General features: G+C 62.5%; 21 protein-coding genes and 1 tRNA gene. 18 read left to right on the plus strand and 4 right to left on the minus strand.

Going from position 1 to position 19,743, the window contains the following annotated elements:
• The first annotated feature begins 2 nt into the window (after positions 1-2).
• On the plus strand, positions 3-1,028 hold the full coding sequence (locus OSW16_RS07805; RefSeq protein WP_267822062.1) for a S49 family peptidase: 1,026 nt from the start codon (positions 3-5) through the stop codon (positions 1,026-1,028).
• 23 nt (positions 1,029-1,051) lie between these two features.
• On the opposite strand, the gene OSW16_RS07810 is transcribed toward OSW16_RS07805, so the two are convergent.
• A complete protein-coding gene (locus OSW16_RS07810) occupies positions 1,052-1,630 on the minus strand; it encodes a Maf family protein (protein WP_267822064.1) in 579 nt (192 codons plus the stop codon).
• Positions 1,631-1,726: 96 nt separating this feature from the next.
• Between OSW16_RS07810 and OSW16_RS07815 the strand changes: the two genes are divergently transcribed.
• From OSW16_RS07815 to OSW16_RS07870, 12 genes are all read left to right on the plus strand, one after another.
• Complete coding sequence (locus tag OSW16_RS07815; RefSeq protein WP_012313431.1) at positions 1,727-2,254, plus strand: YceD family protein; 528 nt, start codon at positions 1,727-1,729, stop codon at positions 2,252-2,254.
• 13 nt (positions 2,255-2,267) lie between these two features.
• The gene (rpmF, locus tag OSW16_RS07820; RefSeq protein WP_010223221.1) at positions 2,268-2,450 is read left to right on the plus strand and encodes a 50S ribosomal protein L32; all 183 of its coding nucleotides are present in this window, start codon (positions 2,268-2,270) and stop codon (positions 2,448-2,450) included.
• A 3-nt stretch (positions 2,451-2,453) separates the two neighbouring features.
• Positions 2,454-3,464 carry a phosphate acyltransferase PlsX gene (gene plsX / locus OSW16_RS07825; protein ID WP_267822074.1) on the plus strand — a complete coding sequence of 337 codons (1,011 nt, stop codon included), beginning with the start codon at positions 2,454-2,456 and terminating at the stop codon, positions 3,462-3,464.
• Between the two features lie 127 nt (positions 3,465-3,591).
• Positions 3,592-4,530 carry an ACP S-malonyltransferase gene (fabD, locus tag OSW16_RS07830; protein WP_267822077.1) on the plus strand — a complete coding sequence of 313 codons (939 nt, stop codon included), beginning with the start codon at positions 3,592-3,594 and terminating at the stop codon, positions 4,528-4,530.
• A 16-nt stretch (positions 4,531-4,546) separates the two neighbouring features.
• The gene (gene fabG, locus OSW16_RS07835; RefSeq protein WP_241803032.1) at positions 4,547-5,287 is read left to right on the plus strand and encodes a 3-oxoacyl-ACP reductase FabG; all 741 of its coding nucleotides are present in this window, start codon (positions 4,547-4,549) and stop codon (positions 5,285-5,287) included.
• Between the two features lie 202 nt (positions 5,288-5,489).
• Positions 5,490-5,726, plus strand: coding sequence for an acyl carrier protein (gene acpP, locus OSW16_RS07840; RefSeq protein WP_267822080.1), 237 nt, complete (start codon positions 5,490-5,492; stop codon positions 5,724-5,726).
• Positions 5,727-5,900: 174 nt separating this feature from the next.
• Positions 5,901-7,145 (plus strand): beta-ketoacyl-ACP synthase II, encoded by a 1,245-nt coding sequence (gene fabF / locus OSW16_RS07845; protein WP_267822081.1) that lies wholly within the window; start codon positions 5,901-5,903, stop codon positions 7,143-7,145.
• Positions 7,145-7,960 carry an aminodeoxychorismate lyase gene (gene pabC, locus OSW16_RS07850; RefSeq protein WP_267822083.1) on the plus strand — a complete coding sequence of 272 codons (816 nt, stop codon included), beginning with the start codon at positions 7,145-7,147 and terminating at the stop codon, positions 7,958-7,960. Before fabF ends, pabC begins: the two co-directional genes overlap by 1 nt.
• A gap of 4 nt (positions 7,961-7,964) precedes the next feature.
• A complete protein-coding gene (gene mltG / locus OSW16_RS07855; protein ID WP_267822085.1) occupies positions 7,965-9,128 on the plus strand; it encodes an endolytic transglycosylase MltG in 1,164 nt (387 codons plus the stop codon).
• A 9-nt stretch (positions 9,129-9,137) separates the two neighbouring features.
• The gene (gene tmk / locus OSW16_RS07860; protein ID WP_267822087.1) at positions 9,138-9,770 is read left to right on the plus strand and encodes a dTMP kinase; all 633 of its coding nucleotides are present in this window, start codon (positions 9,138-9,140) and stop codon (positions 9,768-9,770) included.
• Entirely contained in the window at positions 9,763-10,749 is a 987-nt protein-coding gene (locus OSW16_RS07865) for a DNA polymerase III subunit delta' (protein WP_241803038.1), read from the plus strand. The genes tmk and OSW16_RS07865 overlap by 8 nt, the downstream gene beginning before the upstream one ends.
• Positions 10,750-10,779: 30 nt before the next feature.
• Complete coding sequence (locus tag OSW16_RS07870) at positions 10,780-11,562, plus strand: TatD family hydrolase (protein ID WP_241803039.1); 783 nt, start codon at positions 10,780-10,782, stop codon at positions 11,560-11,562.
• Between the two features lie 260 nt (positions 11,563-11,822).
• Here the strand turns inward: OSW16_RS07870 and OSW16_RS07875 are convergent, their stop codons facing one another.
• Positions 11,823-12,956, minus strand: a complete 1,134-nt coding sequence (locus OSW16_RS07875; protein ID WP_267822090.1) for an aminotransferase class V-fold PLP-dependent enzyme — start codon at positions 12,954-12,956, stop codon at positions 11,823-11,825.
• Positions 12,957-13,027: 71 nt separating this feature from the next.
• Between OSW16_RS07875 and OSW16_RS07880 the strand changes: the two genes are divergently transcribed.
• The 4 genes from OSW16_RS07880 to OSW16_RS07895 all read left to right on the plus strand — a co-directional run bounded on the left by OSW16_RS07880 (position 13,028) and on the right by OSW16_RS07895 (position 15,981).
• Positions 13,028-13,663, plus strand: coding sequence for a TetR/AcrR family transcriptional regulator (locus tag OSW16_RS07880; RefSeq protein WP_012313442.1), 636 nt, complete (start codon positions 13,028-13,030; stop codon positions 13,661-13,663).
• A gap of 107 nt (positions 13,664-13,770) precedes the next feature.
• Positions 13,771-14,739, plus strand: a complete 969-nt coding sequence (locus OSW16_RS07885) for a GTP 3',8-cyclase MoaA (RefSeq protein WP_267822092.1) — start codon at positions 13,771-13,773, stop codon at positions 14,737-14,739.
• Between the two features lie 65 nt (positions 14,740-14,804).
• Complete coding sequence (locus tag OSW16_RS07890) at positions 14,805-15,410, plus strand: DUF4823 domain-containing protein (RefSeq protein ID WP_267822094.1); 606 nt, start codon at positions 14,805-14,807, stop codon at positions 15,408-15,410.
• 10 nt (positions 15,411-15,420) lie between these two features.
• On the plus strand, positions 15,421-15,981 hold the full coding sequence (locus OSW16_RS07895) for a DUF1285 domain-containing protein (protein ID WP_267822096.1): 561 nt from the start codon (positions 15,421-15,423) through the stop codon (positions 15,979-15,981).
• A gap of 61 nt (positions 15,982-16,042) precedes the next feature.
• Here the strand turns inward: OSW16_RS07895 and OSW16_RS07900 are convergent.
• A tRNA-Asn gene (locus OSW16_RS07900) sits at positions 16,043-16,118 on the minus strand.
• Positions 16,119-16,192: 74 nt separating this feature from the next.
• Positions 16,193-17,389, minus strand: a complete 1,197-nt coding sequence (locus OSW16_RS07905) for an amino acid aminotransferase (protein WP_267822098.1) — start codon at positions 17,387-17,389, stop codon at positions 16,193-16,195.
• A gap of 287 nt (positions 17,390-17,676) precedes the next feature.
• On the opposite strand from OSW16_RS07905, the gene uvrB reads away from it, so the two are divergent.
• Complete coding sequence (gene uvrB, locus OSW16_RS07910) at positions 17,677-19,692, plus strand: excinuclease ABC subunit UvrB (protein ID WP_267822100.1); 2,016 nt, start codon at positions 17,677-17,679, stop codon at positions 19,690-19,692.
• The last annotated feature ends 51 nt before the right edge of the window (positions 19,693-19,743 follow it).

Genomic DNA, 19,743 nt, shown 5'->3' on the forward strand with positions numbered 1-19,743 from the left:
GCATGGTTGACGAGTGGAAAGCACCGGGTTCCGAGACGGAAGAAGAGCGCCTTGCGCGCGAAGACCGTGAAGAGGATGAGCGCGTAGAGCGCAAGAGCTGGAAGCTGCTGGAAAAGACCGTGCTGGCCAGTGTCCAGGAGCAGCGCAGGGCGCGTCGCTGGGGGATCTTCTTCAAGCTGCTGACGTTCGTGTACCTCTTCGGTGTATTGGCCCTGTTCCTGCCTTGGACGGATATGGACAAGGCTGCCTCGCGCGGCACCAACCATACCGCGTTGGTGGAGGTGCGCGGCGTGATCGCGGATCAGGAGGCGGCCAGTGCCGACAACCTCGTCAAGAGCCTGCGCGAAGCCTTCAAGGACCCAAAGACCAAAGCCGTGATCATGCGGATCAACAGCCCGGGCGGCAGTCCGGTGCAGGCAGGTTATGTCTATGACGAGATCCGTCGCCTGCGCGGTGAGTATCCGGATATCAAGTTGTACGCGGTGATCGCCGACCTGGGTGCGTCCGGTGCCTATTACATCGCCAGTGCGGCGGACGAGATCTATGCCGACAAGGCCAGCCTGGTGGGTTCCATCGGTGTGACGGCGGCCGGTTACGGGTTTGTAGGTTCGATGGAGAAACTGGGCGTCGAGCGGCGTACCTACACGGCCGGTGAGCACAAGGCGTTCCTGGACCCGTTTTCGCCGGAAAAGCCTGAAGAGCGGGCGTTCTGGCAGGGTGTGCTGAACACTACTCACCAGCAGTTCATCGCCATGGTCAAACAGGGGCGCGGCGATCGCTTGAAAGACAAGGAGCACCCGGAGCTGTTCAGTGGCCTGGTGTGGTCGGGTGAGCAGGCCAAGGCGCTGGGGCTCGTCGACGGTCTGGGCAGTGCGAGCTATGTGGCCCGTGAGATCGTGGGTGAGAAAGAGTTGGTCGATTTCACCGTCGAGGAGTCGCCGTTCGATCGCTTCTCCAAGCGCCTCGGTGCCAGCATGGCCGAGAAGTTAGCCCTGTACATGGGCTTCCAGGGGCCTGCTCTGCGCTGAGGGCAGGGCGGCCCCTGGCGGTCTCATGGTACTGCCACGCCTTCTTTGCTCAGCATGTCCACCAGCCGAATCAACGGTAGGCCGATCAGGCTGGTGGCGTCGCTCCCGTGGGTGCTCTGGAACAGGCTCACGCCCAGCCCTTCTGCCTTGAAGCTGCCCGCGCAATCCAAGGGCTGCTCGGCCGTCACATAGCGCTCCACGCGCGCCCGATCCAGTTCCCGCAGGGTCACGGTAAACGGTACGCAATCGACCTGGCATTGCCCTGTGGCGGTGTTCAGCAGCGCCACCCCGGTCAGGAAGGTGACGTGCTGCCCGCTGGCCGCAAGCAGCTGTTCGCAGGCCCGCTCGAAACTGTGCGGCTTGCCCAGGATCTGCTCGCCGAGTACCGCAACCTGGTCAGAGCCGATGATCAGGTGTTGCTGGTGGCTGCCGGCGAGTGCCTCGGCCTTCTGCCTGGCCAGGCGTCGCACCAGGTCCGTGGCAGGTTCGTCAGCGAGCGGTCGCTCGTCCAGGTCAGGGCTCGCCCACGTGAAGGGCAGGCCCAGGCGCGCGAGCAGTTCGCGCCGGTAAGGGGAGCTGGAAGCCAGCAACAAAGGCAGCATGGTAGACTCCTGATCAGTTGATCCCGATTCTAACATGCAACATGCCGCCGAATTTCCTTTGACAGGTGCAGGGGGCATCCCTAGAATGCTGCGCCTATGTTGAATGACCCGATTCCACCTCACGTTGACCCGCGCAAATTAGCCGATCGTGGCGTAACCCTTAACGGTTCGCTGCAACTCGCTGATTTGGAAAGACTCTGCGACCCGCTTTCCGACAATGTCGGTACGGTGCAGGCGAAGTTCGATTTTGAACGAGATGAACAGCACGTAGTGGTTATCCACAGCGAGCTGGATGTCGAAGTCAAAATGGTTTGCCAGCGTTGTCTTGAGCTGGTCACCCTGCCGATTCACAGCGAATGTACTTACGCTGTGGTGAAGGAGGGTGCGAATACCCAGTCGTTGCCGAAAGGCTATGACGTGCTGGAACTGGGCGAAGATCCTTTGGATCTGCAGGCCTTGATCGAGGAGGAGCTTCTGCTCGCCTTGCCCATCGTGCCTGCTCATCATCCGGAAGAATGCCAGCAGCCGGCGGGCGCAGACGAGCCCGAATCGAGCAAGGACGAGGTATCGCGGTCCAACCCGTTCAGTGTTTTGGCGCAGTTAAAGCGTGACCCAAACGTTTAGGAGTTAATCAATTATGGCTGTTCAGCAGAACAAAAAATCCCGCTCTGCCCGTGACATGCGCCGTTCGCACGACGCTCTGTCGGAAAACGCGCTGTCGGTAGAGAAAACCACCGGTGAAGTACACCTGCGTCACCACGTATCGCCAGAAGGCGTATACCGTGGTCGTAAAGTGATCGACAAGGGCGCTGACGAGTAATCCTTGTCTGCTCAGGTCATCGCGATCGACGCAATGGGCGGGGACTTCGGTCCCCGCAGCATTGTCCAGGCTAGCATTGCCTGCCTTTCGGCTACCCCCTCGCTGCACTTGACCCTCGTCGGTCAACCCTCCCTCCTAGAAGATCTTGTCACTGGCCTTGCGGCTGCGGATCGCGCGCGCCTGCAGATTGTCGCTGCCAGTGAGGTGATCGGTATGGACGAGCGGCCATCCCAGGCGTTGCGCGGCAAGCCGGATTCGTCGATGCGCATCGCCCTCGAACGGGTGCGTGATGGCAAGGCCCAGGCCTGCGTCAGTGCCGGCAATACTGGCGCGCTGATGGCGCTGTCGCGCATGGTGCTCAAGACGCTGCCGGGTATCGACCGGCCGGCCATGGTTGCGGCTATCCCGACCCAGGCCGGCTACTGTCAGCTGCTCGATCTGGGTGCCAACGTCGACTGCAGTGCCGAGAACCTCTACCAGTTTGCCGTAATGGGCTCGGTGGCCGCGCAGGCCTTGGGTGTGCAGCGCCCGCGCGTGGCACTGTTGAACATCGGTACCGAGGACATCAAGGGCAATCAGCAGGTCAAGCTGGCTGCCACGTTGTTGCAGAACGCACGCGGCCTGAATTATGTCGGCTTCGTCGAGGGTGATGGCCTTTATCGCGGGGAGGCGGATGTGGTGGTGTGCGACGGCTTTGTCGGCAATATCCTGCTCAAATCCAGCGAGGGCCTGGCGACGATGATCGCTGCGCGCATCGAAAAGCTGTTCAAGGGTGGCCCGTTGTCGCGTGTTGCCGGGGCCGTCGCGATGCCGCTGCTCAAGCGTCTGCAGGCCGACCTGGCGCCGGCGCGGCACAATGGGGCAAGTTTTCTGGGGCTGCAGGGTATCGTCATCAAGAGCCATGGCTCGGCTGGCGTGCAGGGCTTTCAAAGCGCCATCCAGCGTGCCTTGATCGAGATTCAGGAAAACCTGCCGCAGCGCCTGCACGGGCGCCTCGAAGACCTCTTGCCTTAGGCATTTCGCCGATGAAGTGCTTAAATGTGACCGCTTGGTCCGCGTTTCCATCCAAGTTTTCAGTTTCCGCGTCTAGCCTTGGGCTCGGCGCACCCTATCCGACGACAAGATCATAAGGGCTTGTTCAATGTCTGCATCCCTCGCATTCGTCTTCCCCGGTCAAGGTTCCCAGTCGCTGGGCATGCTCAAAGAACTGGGCGCCGAAAAGCCGGTGATCGTTGAGACCTTCAAGGAAGCCTCCGAGGCCCTGGGTTACGACCTGTGGGAACTGGTCCAGGAAGGCCCGGAAGAGCAACTCAACCAAACCGACAAGACCCAGCCGGCCATCCTCACGGCCTCCATCGCCCTGTGGCGCCTGTGGCTGGAGGAGGGTGGCGCGCAGCCGGCCTTCGTGTCGGGCCACAGCCTGGGCGAATACAGCGCTCTGGTCGCTGCTGGAAGCCTGTCGCTCAAAGATGCCGTCAGGCTGGTCAAGCGCCGCGGCGAACTGATGCAAGAAGCCGTGCCGGCCGGTCATGGCGCCATGGCCGCCATCCTTGGCCTGGGCGATGATGATGTGAAGGCCATTTGCGCCGAAGCCGCCGAAGATGAAGTGGTCAGCGCAGTCAACTTCAACTCGCCGGGCCAGGTCGTCATCGCCGGTAACGTCGCCGCGGTCAATCGCGCCATCGAGCTGTGCAAAGCCAAGGGCGCCAAGCGTGCCTTGCCGCTGCCGGTGAGCGTGCCATCGCACTGCGCCCTGATGAAGCCGGCTGCTGAGCGTTTCGCCGAGCACGTCAATGCCGTCGAATGGAAGGCGCCGCAGATTCCGGTAGTGCAGAACGTGACTGCCGCGGTCGCCGTCAACCTCGATACCCTCAAGCAGGACCTGTTGGCGCAGCTGTATCAGCCGGTTCGCTGGGTTGAATGCGTGCAGACCCTCGCCGCCAACGGTGCGGTCAACCTGGTCGAGTGTGGTCCGGGCAAGGTGCTGGCTGGCCTGAACAAGCGTTGCGCCGATGGTGTGACCACCTACAACCTCAACACCCCCGACGCCGTCGCCGCCACCCGTGCGGCATTGGCCTGAATTTGGAGAAGCTTGCATGAGCCTGCAAGGTAAAGTTGCACTGGTTACCGGCGCCAGCCGGGGTATCGGCCAGGCCATCGCCCTCGAGCTGGGCCGCCAGGGCGCGACCGTGATCGGTACCGCCACTTCGGCTTCCGGTGCCGAGCGCATCGCTGCCACCCTCAAAGAGCACGGTATCACCGGTACCGGCATGGAGCTGAACGTCACCAGCGCCGAGTCCGTGGACGCGGTGCTGGGTGCTATCGGCGAGCAGTTCGGTGCCCCGGCCATTCTTGTCAACAACGCGGGCATCACCCGCGACAACCTCATGCTGCGCATGAAGGACGACGAGTGGTTCGACGTGATCGACACCAACCTCAACAGCCTCTACCGTTTGTCCAAGGGCGTGCTGCGTGGCATGACCAAGGCGCGTTGGGGTCGTATCATCAGCATCGGCTCGGTCGTCGGTGCCATGGGCAACGCTGGCCAGGCCAACTATGCGGCCGCCAAGGCCGGCCTCGAAGGCTTCAGCCGCGCCCTGGCGCGTGAAGTCGGCTCGCGCGGTATCACCGTCAACTCGGTGACCCCAGGCTTCATCGATACCGACATGACCCGCGAACTGCCAGAAGCGCAGCGCGAAGCCCTGCAGACCCAGATTCCGCTGGGCCGCCTGGGCCAGGCCGAGGAAATCGCCAAGGTGGTTTCCTTCCTGGCATCCGACGGCGCAGCCTATGTCACCGGCGCTACCGTGCCGGTGAATGGCGGGATGTACATGTAACACTGCAACTCAATGTGACGGATTGCTAAAAAAAAGAGTCATACTCCCAGCCTAAAATCCGTTATAAAGCTGCAACCAGATTCCAGGCAGTGGGTTCGGTGACTGAGCGACAGTGCGTTGCGCTTGAAAAGCGAACGCCTTTCTATAAAATTGGTCACCGGCCAGCTGCCTGACATATATCCACTAGGAGTGAAAACTAGGTATGAGCACCATCGAAGAACGCGTCAAGAAAATCGTCGCCGAGCAACTGGGCGTCAAGGAAGAGGAAGTGACCAACGAGAAGTCCTTCGTCGATGACCTGGGTGCCGATTCGCTTGACACCGTTGAGCTGGTGATGGCTCTGGAAGAGGAATTCGAGACCGAAATCCCTGACGAAGAAGCCGAGAAGATCACTACCGTTCAAGCTGCCATCGACTACGTCAACGCCCACCAGGCTTAAGACGCTGTAGTCGACGCTTCTTGTCGAGAAGAACCGCACTGCCTTTGCCGGCGTGCGGTTTTTTCTTTGCGAAGGCCCTGCAATGATCCGCGGGCTTCGAGAGCCTGTTGCCATTTCATTCCATTGCCTTGAATGCAATGGCAAGAGACTCTGTTATTAGAAAAGGAGAGTACTGTGTCGCGTAGACGCGTCGTGGTCACTGGTATGGGTATGCTGTCGCCACTGGGTACGGATGTACCGAGCACCTGGCAGGGCATTCTGGCTGGCCGCAGTGGCATCGGTCCGATCGAGCATACGGACCTTTCTGCCTACTCCACCCGTTTTGGCGGCTCGGTGAAGGGCTTCGAGGTCGAGCAGTACCTGTCGGCCAAGGAAGCTCGCAAGCTTGACTTGTTCATCCAGTACGGCCTGGCGGCCGGTTTCCAGGCGGTACGCAATGCCGGCCTGGAAGTCACCGACGCCAACCGCGAGCGCATTGGCGTGGCCATGGGCTCCGGGATCGGCGGCCTGACCAACATCGAAGAAACCAGCCGGACCTTGCACGGTCAAGGCCCGCGCCGTATCTCGCCGTTCTTCGTGCCAGGCTCGATCATCAACATGATCTCCGGCTTCCTGTCGATCCACCTGGGGTTGCAGGGCCCGAATTATGCCATTGCCACGGCCTGTACCACGGGCACCCACTGCATCGGCATGGCTGCCCGCAACATCGCCTACGGTGAAGCCGACGTGATGATCGCCGGTGGCGCCGAAATGGCCGCTTGCGGCTTGGGCATGGGCGGCTTTGGTGCCTCGCGCGCGCTGTCGACCCGCAACGATGAGCCGGCCCGTGCCAGCCGTCCGTGGGACAAGGGGCGGGACGGCTTCGTGCTCTCCGACGGCGCCGGTGCACTGGTACTCGAAGAGCTCGAGCACGCCCAGGCCCGTGGTGCGACCATTTATGCCGAGCTGGTCGGTTTCGGCATGAGCGGCGACGCTTACCACATGACGTCGCCGCCCGACAGTGGCGAAGGCGCGGCGCGCTGCATGGCCAACGCATTGCGCGATGCTGGCATCCAGCCGTCTGAGGTCAGCTACATCAACGCCCATGGCACTTCGACTCCGGCTGGCGACGTCGCTGAGGTCGCGGCCATCAAGCGGGTGTTCGGCGAGCATGCCTACAAGCTGGCTGTGAGCTCGACCAAGTCGATGACCGGCCACCTGCTGGGGGCTGCGGGCGCTGTAGAGGCGATCTTCAGCGTGCTGGCAATCAACAGCCAGATGGCACCGCCGACCATCAACCTCGATGAGCCGGACGAAGGCTGCGACCTCGACTTCGTGCCTCATCAGGCGCGCAGCATGCCGATCGACGTCGTGCTGTCCAACTCGTTCGGCTTTGGTGGCACCAACGGCTCGCTGGTGTTCCGCCGGTTCGCCGGCTGATGCACAGCTGGATCGACGGCCAGCCTGCGACTGCGGTCAACCTGCAGAACCGTGGCCTGGCCTACGGCGATGGCCTGTTCGAGACCATCGCCGTGCGCAGCGGCCGTCCCAGCATGCTGGACGGCCACCTGGCACGCCTGGCCCTGGGCTGCCAGCGTTTGGCAATCGATGCCGACCTGGCGCTGGTGCGCGATGAAATCCTGCGTTATGCCACCCAACTGGGCGATGGTGTCGCCAAGCTGATCCTCACCCGGGGCGACAGCCAGCGTGGCTATGCGCCGATGGCAGGTGTTGCGCCGCGGCGCATCCTGCTGGGCGGCCCCTTGCCCAGCTACCCTGGCGAACATGCCGAGCACGGTGTGCGTCTTTTTCCTTGCCAGACCCGGCTTGGGGAACAACCGTTACTGGCGGGCCTCAAACATCTCAACCGTCTGGAGCAGGTGCTGGCCCGTGCCGAGTGGCAGGACAGCGAGCATGCCGAAGGCTTGATGTGTGATGGGCAAGGCAGGCTGGTCGAAGGTGTTTACAGCAATCTTTTCCTGGTGCGCGGCGGCGTGTTGCTAACCGCTGAACTCAGCCGTTGCGGCGTGGCCGGCGTGATGCGCGGTGCATTGCTGGAGCACGCGCAGGCGCAGGCCATCCCGCTGCAAGTGCGGGACCTGGCGTTCGATGAGCTTGCGCTGGCCGATGAAGTATTTATCTGCAACAGCGTTTATGGGGTCTGGCCTGTGCGGGCTTTTGCTGCACTGAACTGGTCGCCGGGCCCACTCACCCGTAAACTGCAGGCCTTTGCCCGTACGTTACTGGATACCTGAATTCGTGAGACGCAAAATCCTGCTGCTGCTGGAAATGGGCTTGATCCTGGCCGGCCTGGCATTGGGCTGGTCTGCCTGGAAGGTCAACTCGGTGCTGGAGCAGCCCCTGCGCGTGACGCAGGAGCAGCTGCTCGACGTGCCCAGTGGCACCAACCCCAATCGCATGTTCTACCGCATGGAAGGCGAGGGGTTGCTCGATGACGCCTTCTGGTTGCGCCTGTACTGGCGCTTCAACATGGCCGGTACGCCCCTGAAAACCGGCGAGTATCGCATCACGCCGGGCATGACCGTCGAAGATTTGTTCGATGCCTGGCGCCGTGCCGATGTGGTGCAGTACAACCTGACGCTGGTGGAGGGTTGGACGTTCCGCCAGGTGCGTTCGGCGATCGCCAGGCATGAGAAAATCAAGCACACCCTGGAAGGGCTTTCCGACGCCGAGGTCATGGACAAGCTTGGCCATACCGGCGTGTTCCCGGAAGGCCGGTTCTTCCCAGATACCTACCGTTTCGTGCGAGGCATGAGTGACGTCGAGCTATTGCAGCAGGCCTATATGCGGCTGGATGAAGTGCTGGCCCAGGAGTGGGCCGAACGCGCCACCGACCTGCCTTATCGTGACCCGTACCAGGCGTTGATCATGGCTTCGCTGGTGGAGAAGGAAACCGGCATCCCCCAGGAGCGCGGGCAGATTGCCGGGGTGTTCGTTCGTCGCCTGCGGCTGGGCATGATGCTGCAGACAGACCCTACTGTCATTTACGGCATGGGCGAACGCTACAACGGCAGAATCACCCGCGCCGACTTGCGTGAGCCCACGCCTTACAACACCTACACCATCGCTGGGCTGCCGCCCACGCCGATCGCCATGGTCGGGCGGGAGGCGATTCACGCGGCGCTGCATCCAGCCGATGGCACCAGCCTGTACTTCGTCGCCCGGGGTGATGGCAGCCATGTGTTCTCCGACGATCTGGACGATCATAACTCGGCAGTGCGCGAGTATCAGCTCAAGCGGCGCGCGGATTACCGGTCAAGCCCTGCTCCCCAGGCTCAGCCGGATGCCCAGGGTGTACCTGCCCAAGCATCGCCAGAGTCGGACGAGCCCTCTGCACAGGACCCGGCACCGGCCAGCGACCCCGCTCCGGCCGACGCCCCTGCAGCTGACGAACAACATTAAGGACTGCCTGTGAGCGGCTTGTTTATTACCCTGGAAGGCCCCGAAGGCGCGGGCAAAAGTACCAACCGTGATTACCTGGCGGCACGCCTGCGAGAGCAGGGGCTGGATGTGGTGCTGACCCGCGAGCCTGGCGGTACGCCGCTGGCTGAAAAGGTGCGCGAACTGCTGTTGGCACCCAGTGATGAGGTGATGGCTGCCGATACCGAGCTGCTGTTGGTGTTCGCCGCGCGCGCCCAGCATCTGGCGCAGGTGATCCGCCCGGCGCTGGACCGCGGCGCCGTGGTGCTGTGTGATCGTTTCACCGACGCTACCTACGCCTACCAAGGCGGTGGCCGCGGCCTTTCGGTGGAGCGGATCGCCTTGCTGGAGCAGTTTGTCCAAGGCCAGTTGCGCCCCGACCTGACGCTGGTTTTCGACCTGCCGGTGGAAGTCGGGTTGGCCCGTGCCGCCGCCCGTGGGCGGCTGGATCGTTTCGAGCAGGAGGGGCAGGCCTTCTTCGAGGCCGTGCGCCAGGCTTACCTGCAGCGCGCGCAACGCGAGCCGCAGCGCTACGATCTGCTGGACGCGGCGCAGCCGCTGGAAGCCGTGCAGCGCGCCATAGACGCGCTGTTGCCGGGCATCCTGGAGCGTTGCCGTGGCTGAAGCCTACCCTTGGCAGCAGGCGCTGTGGCAGCAGTTGGCCGGGCGTGCGCTGCACGCCCACGCCTACCTGCTGCACGGGCCGCAAGGTATCGGCAAGCGCGCCTTGGCCGAGCGCCTGATGGCCCGCTTGTTGTGCCAGCAGCCACAAGGGCTCGATGCCTGTGGGCAGTGCAAGTCCTGCTTGCTGCTCAAGGCGGGCAGCCATCCAGACAACTTTGTGCTGGAGCCGGAAGAGGCTGACAAGCCGATCAAGGTCGATCAGGTGCGCGAGCTGGTGTCCTTCGTCGTGCAGACCGCGCAGCTGGGTGGGCGCAAGGTCATCCTGATCGAGCCGGTCGAGGCGATGAACGTCAATGCTTCCAACGCCCTGCTCAAAAGCCTGGAAGAGCCCTCCGGCGACACCGTGCTGCTACTGGTCAGCCACCAGCCCAGCCGCCTGTTGCCGACCATCAAGAGCCGCTGCCAGCAAGTCAGCTGCCCACAGCCGAGCCTTGCCCAGAGCCAGGCCTGGCTGGCCACCGCGCTGGCCGACAGTGACGAGGCCGAGCGTGACGAGCTGCTGACCCTCGCTGCCGGCTCGCCGTTGATGGCGGTGAACCTGCAGGCCCAAGGGGTGCGCGAGCAGCGTGCGCTGGTGACCGATGGCGTGAAAAAGCTGCTCAAGCAGCAACAATCACCCACTCAGCTGGCCGAGGCCTGGAGTGGTGTGCCCCTGCTGTTGCTGTTCGATTGGTTCTTTGACTGGTCGCACCTGGTCTTGCGTTATCAATTGACCCAGGACGAGGAGGGGCTAGGCTTGGCCGATATGCGCAAGGTTGTGCAATACCTTGCGCAGAAGAGCCGGCAGGCCAAGGTGCTCGAGGTGCAGGCGTGGATCCTCGAACAGCGCCAGAAGGTGCTGGGCAAGGCCAACCTCAACCGCGTGCTGCTGCTGGAAGCCTTGCTGGCCCACTGGGTGCAGTTGCCTGGTTCCCGCTGATTCTTCAATTTTTCATGTGTGACGTCTCCCATGCTCGTAGATTCTCATTGTCACCTCGACCGTCTTGACCTCAGTGCCCATCAGGGCTCTCTCGATGCCGCCCTGCAGGCGGCCCGCGAGCGCGGGGTCGGGCATTTTCTGTGTATCGGTGTCAGTGCCGAAAATGCCGGTGCAGTGAAGGCGCTGGCCGAGCAGTACGCCGATGTCGACTGCTCGGTGGGCGTGCACCCGCTTGACCTGGCACCCGGCGAGACCCCGGCGTTGGAATGGCTCTTGCGCGAATTGGCGCACCCGCATGTCGTCGCGATTGGCGAAACCGGGCTGGACTACCACTACGAGCCGGAGGCGGCCGAGCTACAACAGGCGTCGTTCCGCTTGCACCTGGAGGCATCGCGCCAGACCGGCAAGCCGGTGATCGTGCACACGCGAGCAGCCAAAGCCGACACCTTGGCGCTGCTGCGTGAGGCCAGCCTGCCACAAGCCGGCGTGTTGCATTGCTTCACCGAGGACTGGGAGATGGCCAGAGCGGCCCTGGACCTGGGTTACTACATTTCGCTGTCCGGCATTGTCACCTTCCGCAATGCCGATGCCTTGCGCGAGGTGGCGCGACAGGTGCCGGTCGATCGATTGCTGGTGGAGACCGATTCGCCGTACCTGGCTCCGATTCCTTACCGTGGCAAGCCGAACCTGCCGCAGTACGTGCGAGAGGTGGCCGAGTACGTGGCGTCCTTGCGTGGCGTCAGCTACGAGCAGTTGGCCGGGCAGACCACCGATAACTTCAAGCGCCTGTTCCCCTTGGCCCGGGTGGCCTGACCAGGGCGCTCACGATGAGCGGCGCAGCGGGCTCACTGTCGTCATCCAGGCAAAAAAAACCCGGGTTCTGGGGGAGGAATCCGGGTTAAGACCATTAGGAGTAAAACAAAGGTACGCGGTCCGTGAGTACCTTTATCGGCGCGCCACTGGGGGGATGCGCCGCGCCAACACTTCTAGTATTGGTCAGGTTTGGCGCAGTGCCAGTGGCAATTGTTCGTTTTTTAAACAGATTTGGAATACGCCAGAGCTCGCTTCCTTCCTCAGCGCATGGCCAGGCGCCGAACTTGCTGCACAGCTTCGTCGATAAGCTGCTCACTGGTATAGAAGTGCGGGGAAAAGCGCACACCTGGGCCGCGCAGGGCACAGATCGTCCGCTCTGCCATCAGGCTGCGATAAATGTCCGCGTTGCTCTGGCCGCAAATACTGAATGTGACAATCCCACCCCGGCGCTGCGGGGTGTCCGGGCTGTGCAGTTGGATCCCGGCGATACCCGCCAGCCCTTGGTGCAACTGCTCGACGCGGCGCTGCAATTGCCGGGCAACTTCGTCCATGCCGACGTCCTCGAGCAGCGACAGGCTGGCCTCCAGCGCGCAAGCGCCCAGCATGTTCGGGCTACCACATTCGAACCGTCGGGCGCTGCGGGCCGGCTGCCATTGACGGCGTTCGAAGTCCCCCAGGTTATCCAGCATGTGCCAGCCATAGGCGTTGAGCCTAAGCTGCGGGCGCAGCGCGGCCCTGCAGTAAAATACCCCCAGGCCCTCAGGGCCCAGCATCCACTTGTGGCCGTCAGCCATGGCGAAATCACAGTCATAGCGCTGCACGTCGAAAGGCACGGCGCCAATCTGCTGAATGGCATCGACGCAGAACAGCACATTGCGTGCCCGGCATCCCTGGCCCAGGCGCGCCAGGTCCAGGCGCAGGCCGCTGCCGAACTGCACGGCGCTGACCGCCAGCAGGCGTGTGCGCCCGGTGCAGGCGGCGAGTAGCGAGGCCTCTGGATCGGCTCCGGCGAGGCTCGCCTGCACCACCTCGACGCCGCGATCCGTCAGCGCTTCCCAAACCACCCGGTTGGAAGGGAACTCCTCGTCGCTGATCACCACCTGGTCGCCAGGCTGCCAGTCCAGGCCGAACGCCACCAGCGACAGCGCTTCGGATGTGTTCTTGACCAACGCGATATCGCCGCGTGAGGGCGCGTTGAGCAGGCGCGCCAGCCGTTCACGCAGGCGGCGCTCGGTGGCCAGCCATGCCGGGTAGTCACTGGCGCCCCGTTTCACGTTTTCCTGCGCGAAGCGCGCCACGGCCTCGCTGGCCCTGCGTGGCCAGGGGGCGATGGCCGCGTGGTTCAGGTAGCACAGCCCGGACGCCTGGTCGAACTCATCGTGAAACATAGACATGGTTGGATGATCCGTGCAATTTGCTGCAAGTTAGGCATAATAAACCGCTTCAATGTCATCCAGTCCTTCCCATGCAGAAAGAACCTCGTAAGGTCCGTGAGTTTCGCCGTCGCGAACAGGAAATCCTCGATACTGCGCTCAAGCTGTTTCTCGAACAGGGTGAAGACAGTGTCACCGTCGAGATGATCGCTGACGCCGTCGGTATCGGCAAAGGTACGATCTACAAGCACTTCAAGTCCAAGGCGGAGATCTACCTGCGCCTGATGCTCGACTACGAGCGCGACCTGAATGCGCTGTTGCATTCGGCCGATGTCGACCGCGACAAGGAGGCGCTGTCGCGCGCCTATTTCGAGTTCCGCATGCGCGACCCGCAGCGTTACCGGTTGTTCGATCGCCTGGAAGAAAAGGTGGTCAAGGGCAACCAGGTGCCGGAGATGGTCGAGGAGCTGCACAGCATACGTGCCTCCAACTTCGATCGGCTGACCCAGCTGATCAAGGGCCGCATCAGCGAAGGCAAGCTCGAAGACGTGCCGCCATACTTCCATTACTGCGCCGCCTGGGCCTTGGTACACGGTGCCGTGGCGCTGTACCACTCGCCATTCTGGAGCAACGTGCTCGAGGATCAGGAAGGTTTCTTCCAGTTCCTCATGGATATCGGCGTGCGCATGGGCAACAAGCGCAAACGTGATCCGGAACCGGCGAGCTGAAGCACTGCATCCCGCTCCACTGACCCCGGTGTGGAACGGGGGCTTGCAAAAACCTGAATTTTGAGTCAGGTTTTGCCGGCCCCGTTTCATCCATGCCGGAGTCATTCATGATTGTCGATCGTCAAGGCAGGCGTTTTCGCAACCTGCGCGTCAGCCTGACGGCTGCCTGCAACTATGCCTGCAGCTACTGCGTGCCCAACGGCAAACGCCTGGTTGCGGCGCAGGATGAGCTGTCCGCCGATGCGCTGGCCCGCGGGGTGGCCTATCTGATCGAGGCCGCCGGTATCGAACGCCTGCGTATCACCGGGGGTGAGCCACTGGTCAGCCCCAGGCTGGATGCTTTTTTGGCGGCAGTGGCCAAGCTCGAACTCCAGGACATCACCCTGACGACCAATGGTCAGTTGCTCGGGCGTAAATTGCCGCAGTTGCAGGCGGCCGGCATCCGTCGCCTGAATGTGTCCCTCGACACGCTGGACCCCCAGGCATTTCGACGCATCGCCCGCGGTGGCGACCTGCCCAGCGTGCTCGCGGGCATGCAGCAGGCCAGTGCCAGGGGCATGCAGATCAAGGTGAACATGGTGCCCATGCGTGGGCAGAACCTGGACCAGGTTGTGCCCATGCTCGACTACTGCCTGGCCCGAGGCTTCGAGTTGCGTTTCATCGAACTGATGCGCATGGGCCATCTGGCCCGTGATCACAACGCATTCCTGCAGCAGTTCGTTGGCCTCGACCAGCTGCTGGACCTGATTGGCCAGGCACATGCTTTCGAGAGGGCCGATGCGCCGCTGGATGCCACTGCGCTGCGTTACCAGATACCGGGCAAAGGCCATTTCGGCGTGATTGCCAACGAGAGCGTACCGTTTTGCCGAAGCTGCTCACGCCTGCGCCTGTCATCGACCGGCTGGCTGCATGGGTGCCTGTCGTCGAGCAACCGTCACTTTGTCGGCGATCTATTGGAGCAGCCTCGTCATCTGGCGCTGCCAGCCCTGCAGCGGTTGCTGGTCAAAGCGTTGGCTGACAAACAGGCGCTGGCGTTTTCGGGTGACGTGATGGTGATGAAGGTGATCGGCGGCTGATCTGGCGCAAAAGCTGCATCCGCCGGCTATTCGCCGGTTTTTCGTCGCCGGTCACTGGAGGAAAGATGCGTAGCCTGGTCTTGCTGCTGGCGCTTATGGCGCTGGGCGGCTGCATGAATGTCAGCGATATGGGCGAGGGCGTCCGTTACCACATGAGCGATGCCGGCCTGCTGGATCACAGCGATACACGCCGCACGCTGTCGATTCGCCTGCAGCCCGATTCGTTCATCTTCATCGGCCAGGGCGCCTTCGTGCCGCCAAGCAAGGGGCCAGTACCCAAGCAGAACGTGGTCGCCGAGGAGGCCTTCAAGAGCTTCGTCGAGTATTTCCCGTTGGTGCGGCGCGCCCAGGGCCCGCTGGGGCTCGAAGAGGCCATCGCCGAGGCCCGCTCGGTCGGCGCCGACTATGTGCTGTACACCCGTTTTGCCCGCACCGACGACCGTATCGGCAATGGTGATGAGTGGTATGACGAGCAGGCTGTCGACCGCTTGGGCTGGGACACCGGTGTGGTACAGATGATGCTGATCGAAACCAATACCCGCTACCTCATAGACACTGCGCGTATCAAAAGCCGTGGCGGTTTGTTGACGTTCCACGACAATACGCCGCAGGATTTGCTCGCAGCGCCGATGCGCGAGTACGCTCGTAGCCTTCTGGGTATGAGTGAGTGAGGGCAGGGTGATGACAGATTCCGGCAAGGCCAACGATCTTCTGGCGCAGTTACCCAAACACAAGGGGCTGCCGCCGGTGCATCTGTGGAATCCGGACTTCTGTGGCGACATCGATATGCGGATCGCGCGTGACGGTACCTGGTACTACCTGGGTACGCCTATCGGGCGCAAGCCCATGGTGCGCTTGTTCTCCACCATCATCCGTCGCGATGGCGACGACTACTTCCTGGTCACCCCGGTGGAGAAAGTCGGTATTCGGGTCGACGATGCGCCGTTCGTTGCCGTGACGCTGGATGTGCGGGGTGTGGGTGAGCAGCAGGTGCTGAGTTTTACCAGCAACGTCGAGGACCAGGTTGAGGCCGGGCCGGGCAATCCGCTGCGGGTGGAGGTCGACCCTGTCACTCAGGAGCCTTCGCCGTATGTGCTGATGCGCAGCAACCTGGAGGCATTGATCCATCGCAATGTGTTCTACCAGCTGGTCGAGCTGGCGGTGCCTGGTGAGATCGATGGCGAGCCATGGCTGGGCGTCTGGAGCCATGGGCAGTTCTACCCCATCGGGCGCGACTGCTGATTACTTTTGCGTAGCCATGAAAAAACCTCCAGTGGTTGCGCATCTGGAGGTTTTTGGTATTTGGCTCCGCGACCTGGACTCGAACCAGGGACCCAATGATTAACAGTCATTTGCTCTACCGACTGAGCTATCGCGGAATCTGCGCCTATCTTACTGATTGCCAGGGGCAAGTCAACCCGCCCCCAGCAAATCAGGCAGCCAAATCAAACAGTTACAGTACTTCCACGATGGCCTTGGTCACCACGTGGATATTGCTCTGGTTGAGTGCGGCCACAGCGATACGGCCGGTGTCCAGTGCATAGATGCCGAACTCGTTCTTCAGGCGTGCCACTTGCTCTACGGTCAGGCCCGAGTAGGAGAACATGCCCGCTTGACGGCCGACGAAGCTGAAGTCGCGCTTGGCGCCGTATTGGGCCAGCAGTTCGACCATCTGCTTGCGCATGCCGTGGATGCGCTGGCGCATTTCACCCAGTTCGGCTTCCCACATCTGACGCAGTTCGGCGCTGTTGAGCACGGTGGCGACGATGGTTGCGCCGTGGGTCGGCGGGTTGGAGTAGGTGGTACGGATCACGCGCTTGACTTGCGACAGCACGCGGGTGCTCTCGTCTTTGTTGCCGGTAACGATCGACAGTGCGCCAACGCGTTCGCCGTACAGCGAGAACGACTTGGAGAACGAGCTGGAAACGAAGAAGTCCAGGCCCGACTCGGCGAACAGGCGCACGGCAAAGGCGTCTTCGCCGATGCCCTCGCCAAAGCCCTGGTAGGCCATGTCCAGGAACGGCACGTGGCCCTTGGCCTTGACCACTTCCAGCACGTTTTTCCAGTCGTCCAGGCTCAGGTCGACGCCTGTCGGGTTGTGGCAGCAGGCGTGCAGGACAATGATCGAGCCGGACGGCAGGCTGTTCAGGTCTTCGAGCATGCCGGCGCGGTTGACGTCGTTGCTCGGGGCGTCGTAGTAGCGGTAGTTCTGTACCGGGAAGCCGGCGGTTTCAAACAGGGCGCGGTGGTTTTCCCAGCTCGGGTCGCTGATGGCGACCACGGCATTGGGCGACAGGCGCTTGAGGAAGTCGGCGCCGATCTTCAGTGCACCGGTACCGCCAACGGCCTGTACGGTCACCACGCGGCCGGCGGCCAGCAGTGGCGATTCGGCGCCGAAAATCAGCTTCTGCACGGCCTGGTCGTAGGTGGCGATGCCGTCGATCGGCAGGTAGCCGCGCGAAGCATGCTGGGCAGCACGCTGGGTTTCGGCTTCGATCACGGCGCGCAGCAGCGGAATGCGGCCTTCCTCATTGCAATACACGCCCACACCCAGGTTGACCTTGTCGGTACGGGGGTCGGCGTTGAATGCTTCGTTGAGGCCCAGAATGGGGTCGCGGGGTGCCAGCTCGACAGCGGAAAACAGGCTCATTGTTACCTTGGCTCTGAATGGAGAGTGATAGGGCGTACACGCTCCAGCCGAATGCACTGAAGCGGTGCACAAACGGGGAGTCAGTATAGTGATACCGACCGGTCACTGCGACAGTGCGGCGCAGCTTTTACGGCGATTTGCGCAAATTTTTTTCAACCATTGGTCGATTTGCCGGGTCCACCGCAGGGAGCGTGCACTGCGCCGCCTTGAATGCGACCCCTGGCGGGCGCATTTGGGTATAGACTACTGGCTAAATTTACAGTTACTGCGTTACCGCGAGGTCCGACATGTCCGAGTTCCAGCTCGTCACCCGTTTTCAGCCGGCCGGCGACCAGCCCGAGGCCATCCGCCAGATGGTAGAGGGCATCGAGGCGGGCCTGTCGCACCAGACCCTGCTCGGTGTAACCGGTTCGGGCAAGACCTTCAGCATTGCCAACGTCATTGCGCAGGTGCAGCGCCCGACCTTGGTGCTGGCGCCCAACAAGACGCTGGCCGCGCAGTTGTATGGCGAGTTCAAGGCGTTCTTCCCGAACAACGCCGTCGAGTATTTCGTTTCCTATTACGACTATTACCAGCCCGAAGCCTACGTGCCGTCGTCGGACACCTTCATCGAGAAGGATGCTTCGATCAACGATCACATCGAGCAGATGCGGCTGTCTGCGACCAAGGCGCTGCTGGAGCGCCGCGATGCGATCATCGTCACCACGGTTTCGTGCATCTACGGCCTGGGCAGCCCCGAGACCTACCTGGAGATGGTCCTGCACGTCGACCGCGGCGACAAGCTTGACCAGCGCGCGCTGCTGCGCCGCCTGGCCGATCTGCAGTACACGCGCAACGAGATGGATTTCGCCCGCGCCACCTTCCGTGTGCGCGGCGATGTCGTCGATATCTTCCCGGCCGAATCGGACCTTGAAGCCATCCGCATCGAGCTGTTCGACGACGAGGTAGAGAACATCGCTGCGTTCGACCCGCTCACCGGCGAAGTCTTTCGCAAGCTGCCGCGCTTCACCTTCTACCCCAAGAGCCACTATGTCACCCCTCGGGAAACCCTGTTGGAGGCGGTAGAAGGGATCAAGGACGAGCTCAAGGACCGCCTCGAGTACTTGCACAAGGCCAACAAGCTGGTCGAGGCCCAGCGCCTGGAGCAGCGTACCCGTTTCGACCTGGAGATGATCCTCGAACTGGGTTACTGCAATGGCATCGAGAACTACTCGCGCTACCTGTCCGGGCGCCCGGCGGGTGCGCCGCCGCCCACCCTCTACGACTATCTGCCGGCCGATGCGCTACTGGTGATCGACGAATCCCACGTCAGCGTTCCGCAGGTCGGGGCGATGTACAAGGGCGACCGCTCGCGCAAGGAAACCCTGGTCGAGTACGGTTTTCGCCTGCCGTCAGCGCTGGACAACCGGCCGATGCGCTTCGATGAGTGGGAGTCGGTCAGCCCGCAGACCATCTTCGTTTCGGCAACGCCCGGGCCGTATGAGGCCGAGCACGCCGGGCGAGTGGTCGAGCAGGTGGTGCGCCCGACCGGGCTGGTCGACCCGCAGGTCGAGGTGCGTCCGGCGCTGACCCAGGTCGACGACCTGCTTTCGGAAATCCGCAAGCGCGTGGAGCAGGGCGAGCGGGTACTGGCCACCACGTTGACCAAGCGCATGGCAGAGGACCTTTCCGACTATCTGGCCGATCACGATGTGCGGGTGCGCTACCTGCACTCGGACATCGACACCGTGGAACGGGTGGAAATCATCCGTGACCTGCGCCTGGGCACGTTCGACGTCCTTGTGGGCATCAACCTGCTGCGCGAGGGCCTGGACATGCCTGAGGTGTCGCTGGTGGCGATCCTCGATGCCGACAAGGAAGGCTTCCTGCGCTCCGAGCGCTCGCTCATCCAGACCATCGGGCGTGCCGCGCGTAACCTCAATGGTCGCGCGATTCTCTATGCCGATCAGATAACCGGCTCCATGCAGCGTGCCATCGATGAAACCGAGCGCCGCCGGGAGAAGCAGGTCGCCTTCAACCAGGCCAATGGCATCGTGCCCAAGGGTGTGGTCAAGGACATTGCCGATATCATGGAAGGCGCCACCGTGCCGGGGGCGCGCAGCAAGAAGCGCAAGGGCATGGCCAAGGCCGCAGAGGAGAGCGCCCGTTACGAAGCCGAACTGCGTACGCCGGGCGAGATCACCAAGCGCATCAAGCAACTGGAAGAGAAAATGATGCAGTTTGCCCGCGACCTGGAATTCGAGGCGGCGGCGCAGTTGCGCGACGAGATTACCAAGCTGCGCGAGCGGTTGATCACCAGTTGAAGGCTGGTTCGGCCTGTGACGGCGGCATGGTCTTGGGCGGTGTCCATGCCG

The sequence above is a fragment of the Pseudomonas putida genome, from assembly GCF_026625125.1.
Lineage (GTDB): Bacteria > Pseudomonadota > Gammaproteobacteria > Pseudomonadales > Pseudomonadaceae > Aquipseudomonas > Aquipseudomonas putida_X.

Coding starts and splice junctions, on each gene's coding strand:
- OSW16_RS07875 (WP_267822090.1), bottom strand. CDS start 12,956: ATGTCTATGTTTCACGATGAGTTCGACCAGGCGTCCGGGCTGTGCTAC.
- fabG (WP_241803032.1), top strand. CDS start 4,547: ATGAGCCTGCAAGGTAAAGTTGCACTGGTTACCGGCGCCAGCCGGGGT.
- uvrB (WP_267822100.1), top strand. CDS start 17,677: ATGTCCGAGTTCCAGCTCGTCACCCGTTTTCAGCCGGCCGGCGACCAG.
- OSW16_RS07905 (WP_267822098.1), bottom strand. CDS start 17,389: ATGAGCCTGTTTTCCGCTGTCGAGCTGGCACCCCGCGACCCCATTCTG.
- OSW16_RS07870 (WP_241803039.1), top strand. CDS start 10,780: ATGCTCGTAGATTCTCATTGTCACCTCGACCGTCTTGACCTCAGTGCC.
- OSW16_RS07885 (WP_267822092.1), top strand. CDS start 13,771: ATGATTGTCGATCGTCAAGGCAGGCGTTTTCGCAACCTGCGCGTCAGC.
- rpmF (WP_010223221.1), top strand. CDS start 2,268: ATGGCTGTTCAGCAGAACAAAAAATCCCGCTCTGCCCGTGACATGCGC.
- OSW16_RS07890 (WP_267822094.1), top strand. CDS start 14,805: ATGCGTAGCCTGGTCTTGCTGCTGGCGCTTATGGCGCTGGGCGGCTGC.
- acpP (WP_267822080.1), top strand. CDS start 5,490: ATGAGCACCATCGAAGAACGCGTCAAGAAAATCGTCGCCGAGCAACTG.
- OSW16_RS07810 (WP_267822064.1), bottom strand. CDS start 1,630: ATGCTGCCTTTGTTGCTGGCTTCCAGCTCCCCTTACCGGCGCGAACTG.
- OSW16_RS07895 (WP_267822096.1), top strand. CDS start 15,421: ATGACAGATTCCGGCAAGGCCAACGATCTTCTGGCGCAGTTACCCAAA.
- OSW16_RS07880 (WP_012313442.1), top strand. CDS start 13,028: ATGCAGAAAGAACCTCGTAAGGTCCGTGAGTTTCGCCGTCGCGAACAG.
- OSW16_RS07815 (WP_012313431.1), top strand. CDS start 1,727: ATGTTGAATGACCCGATTCCACCTCACGTTGACCCGCGCAAATTAGCC.
- OSW16_RS07805 (WP_267822062.1), top strand. CDS start 3: ATGGTTGACGAGTGGAAAGCACCGGGTTCCGAGACGGAAGAAGAGCGC.
- pabC (WP_267822083.1), top strand. CDS start 7,145: ATGCACAGCTGGATCGACGGCCAGCCTGCGACTGCGGTCAACCTGCAG.
- fabD (WP_267822077.1), top strand. CDS start 3,592: ATGTCTGCATCCCTCGCATTCGTCTTCCCCGGTCAAGGTTCCCAGTCG.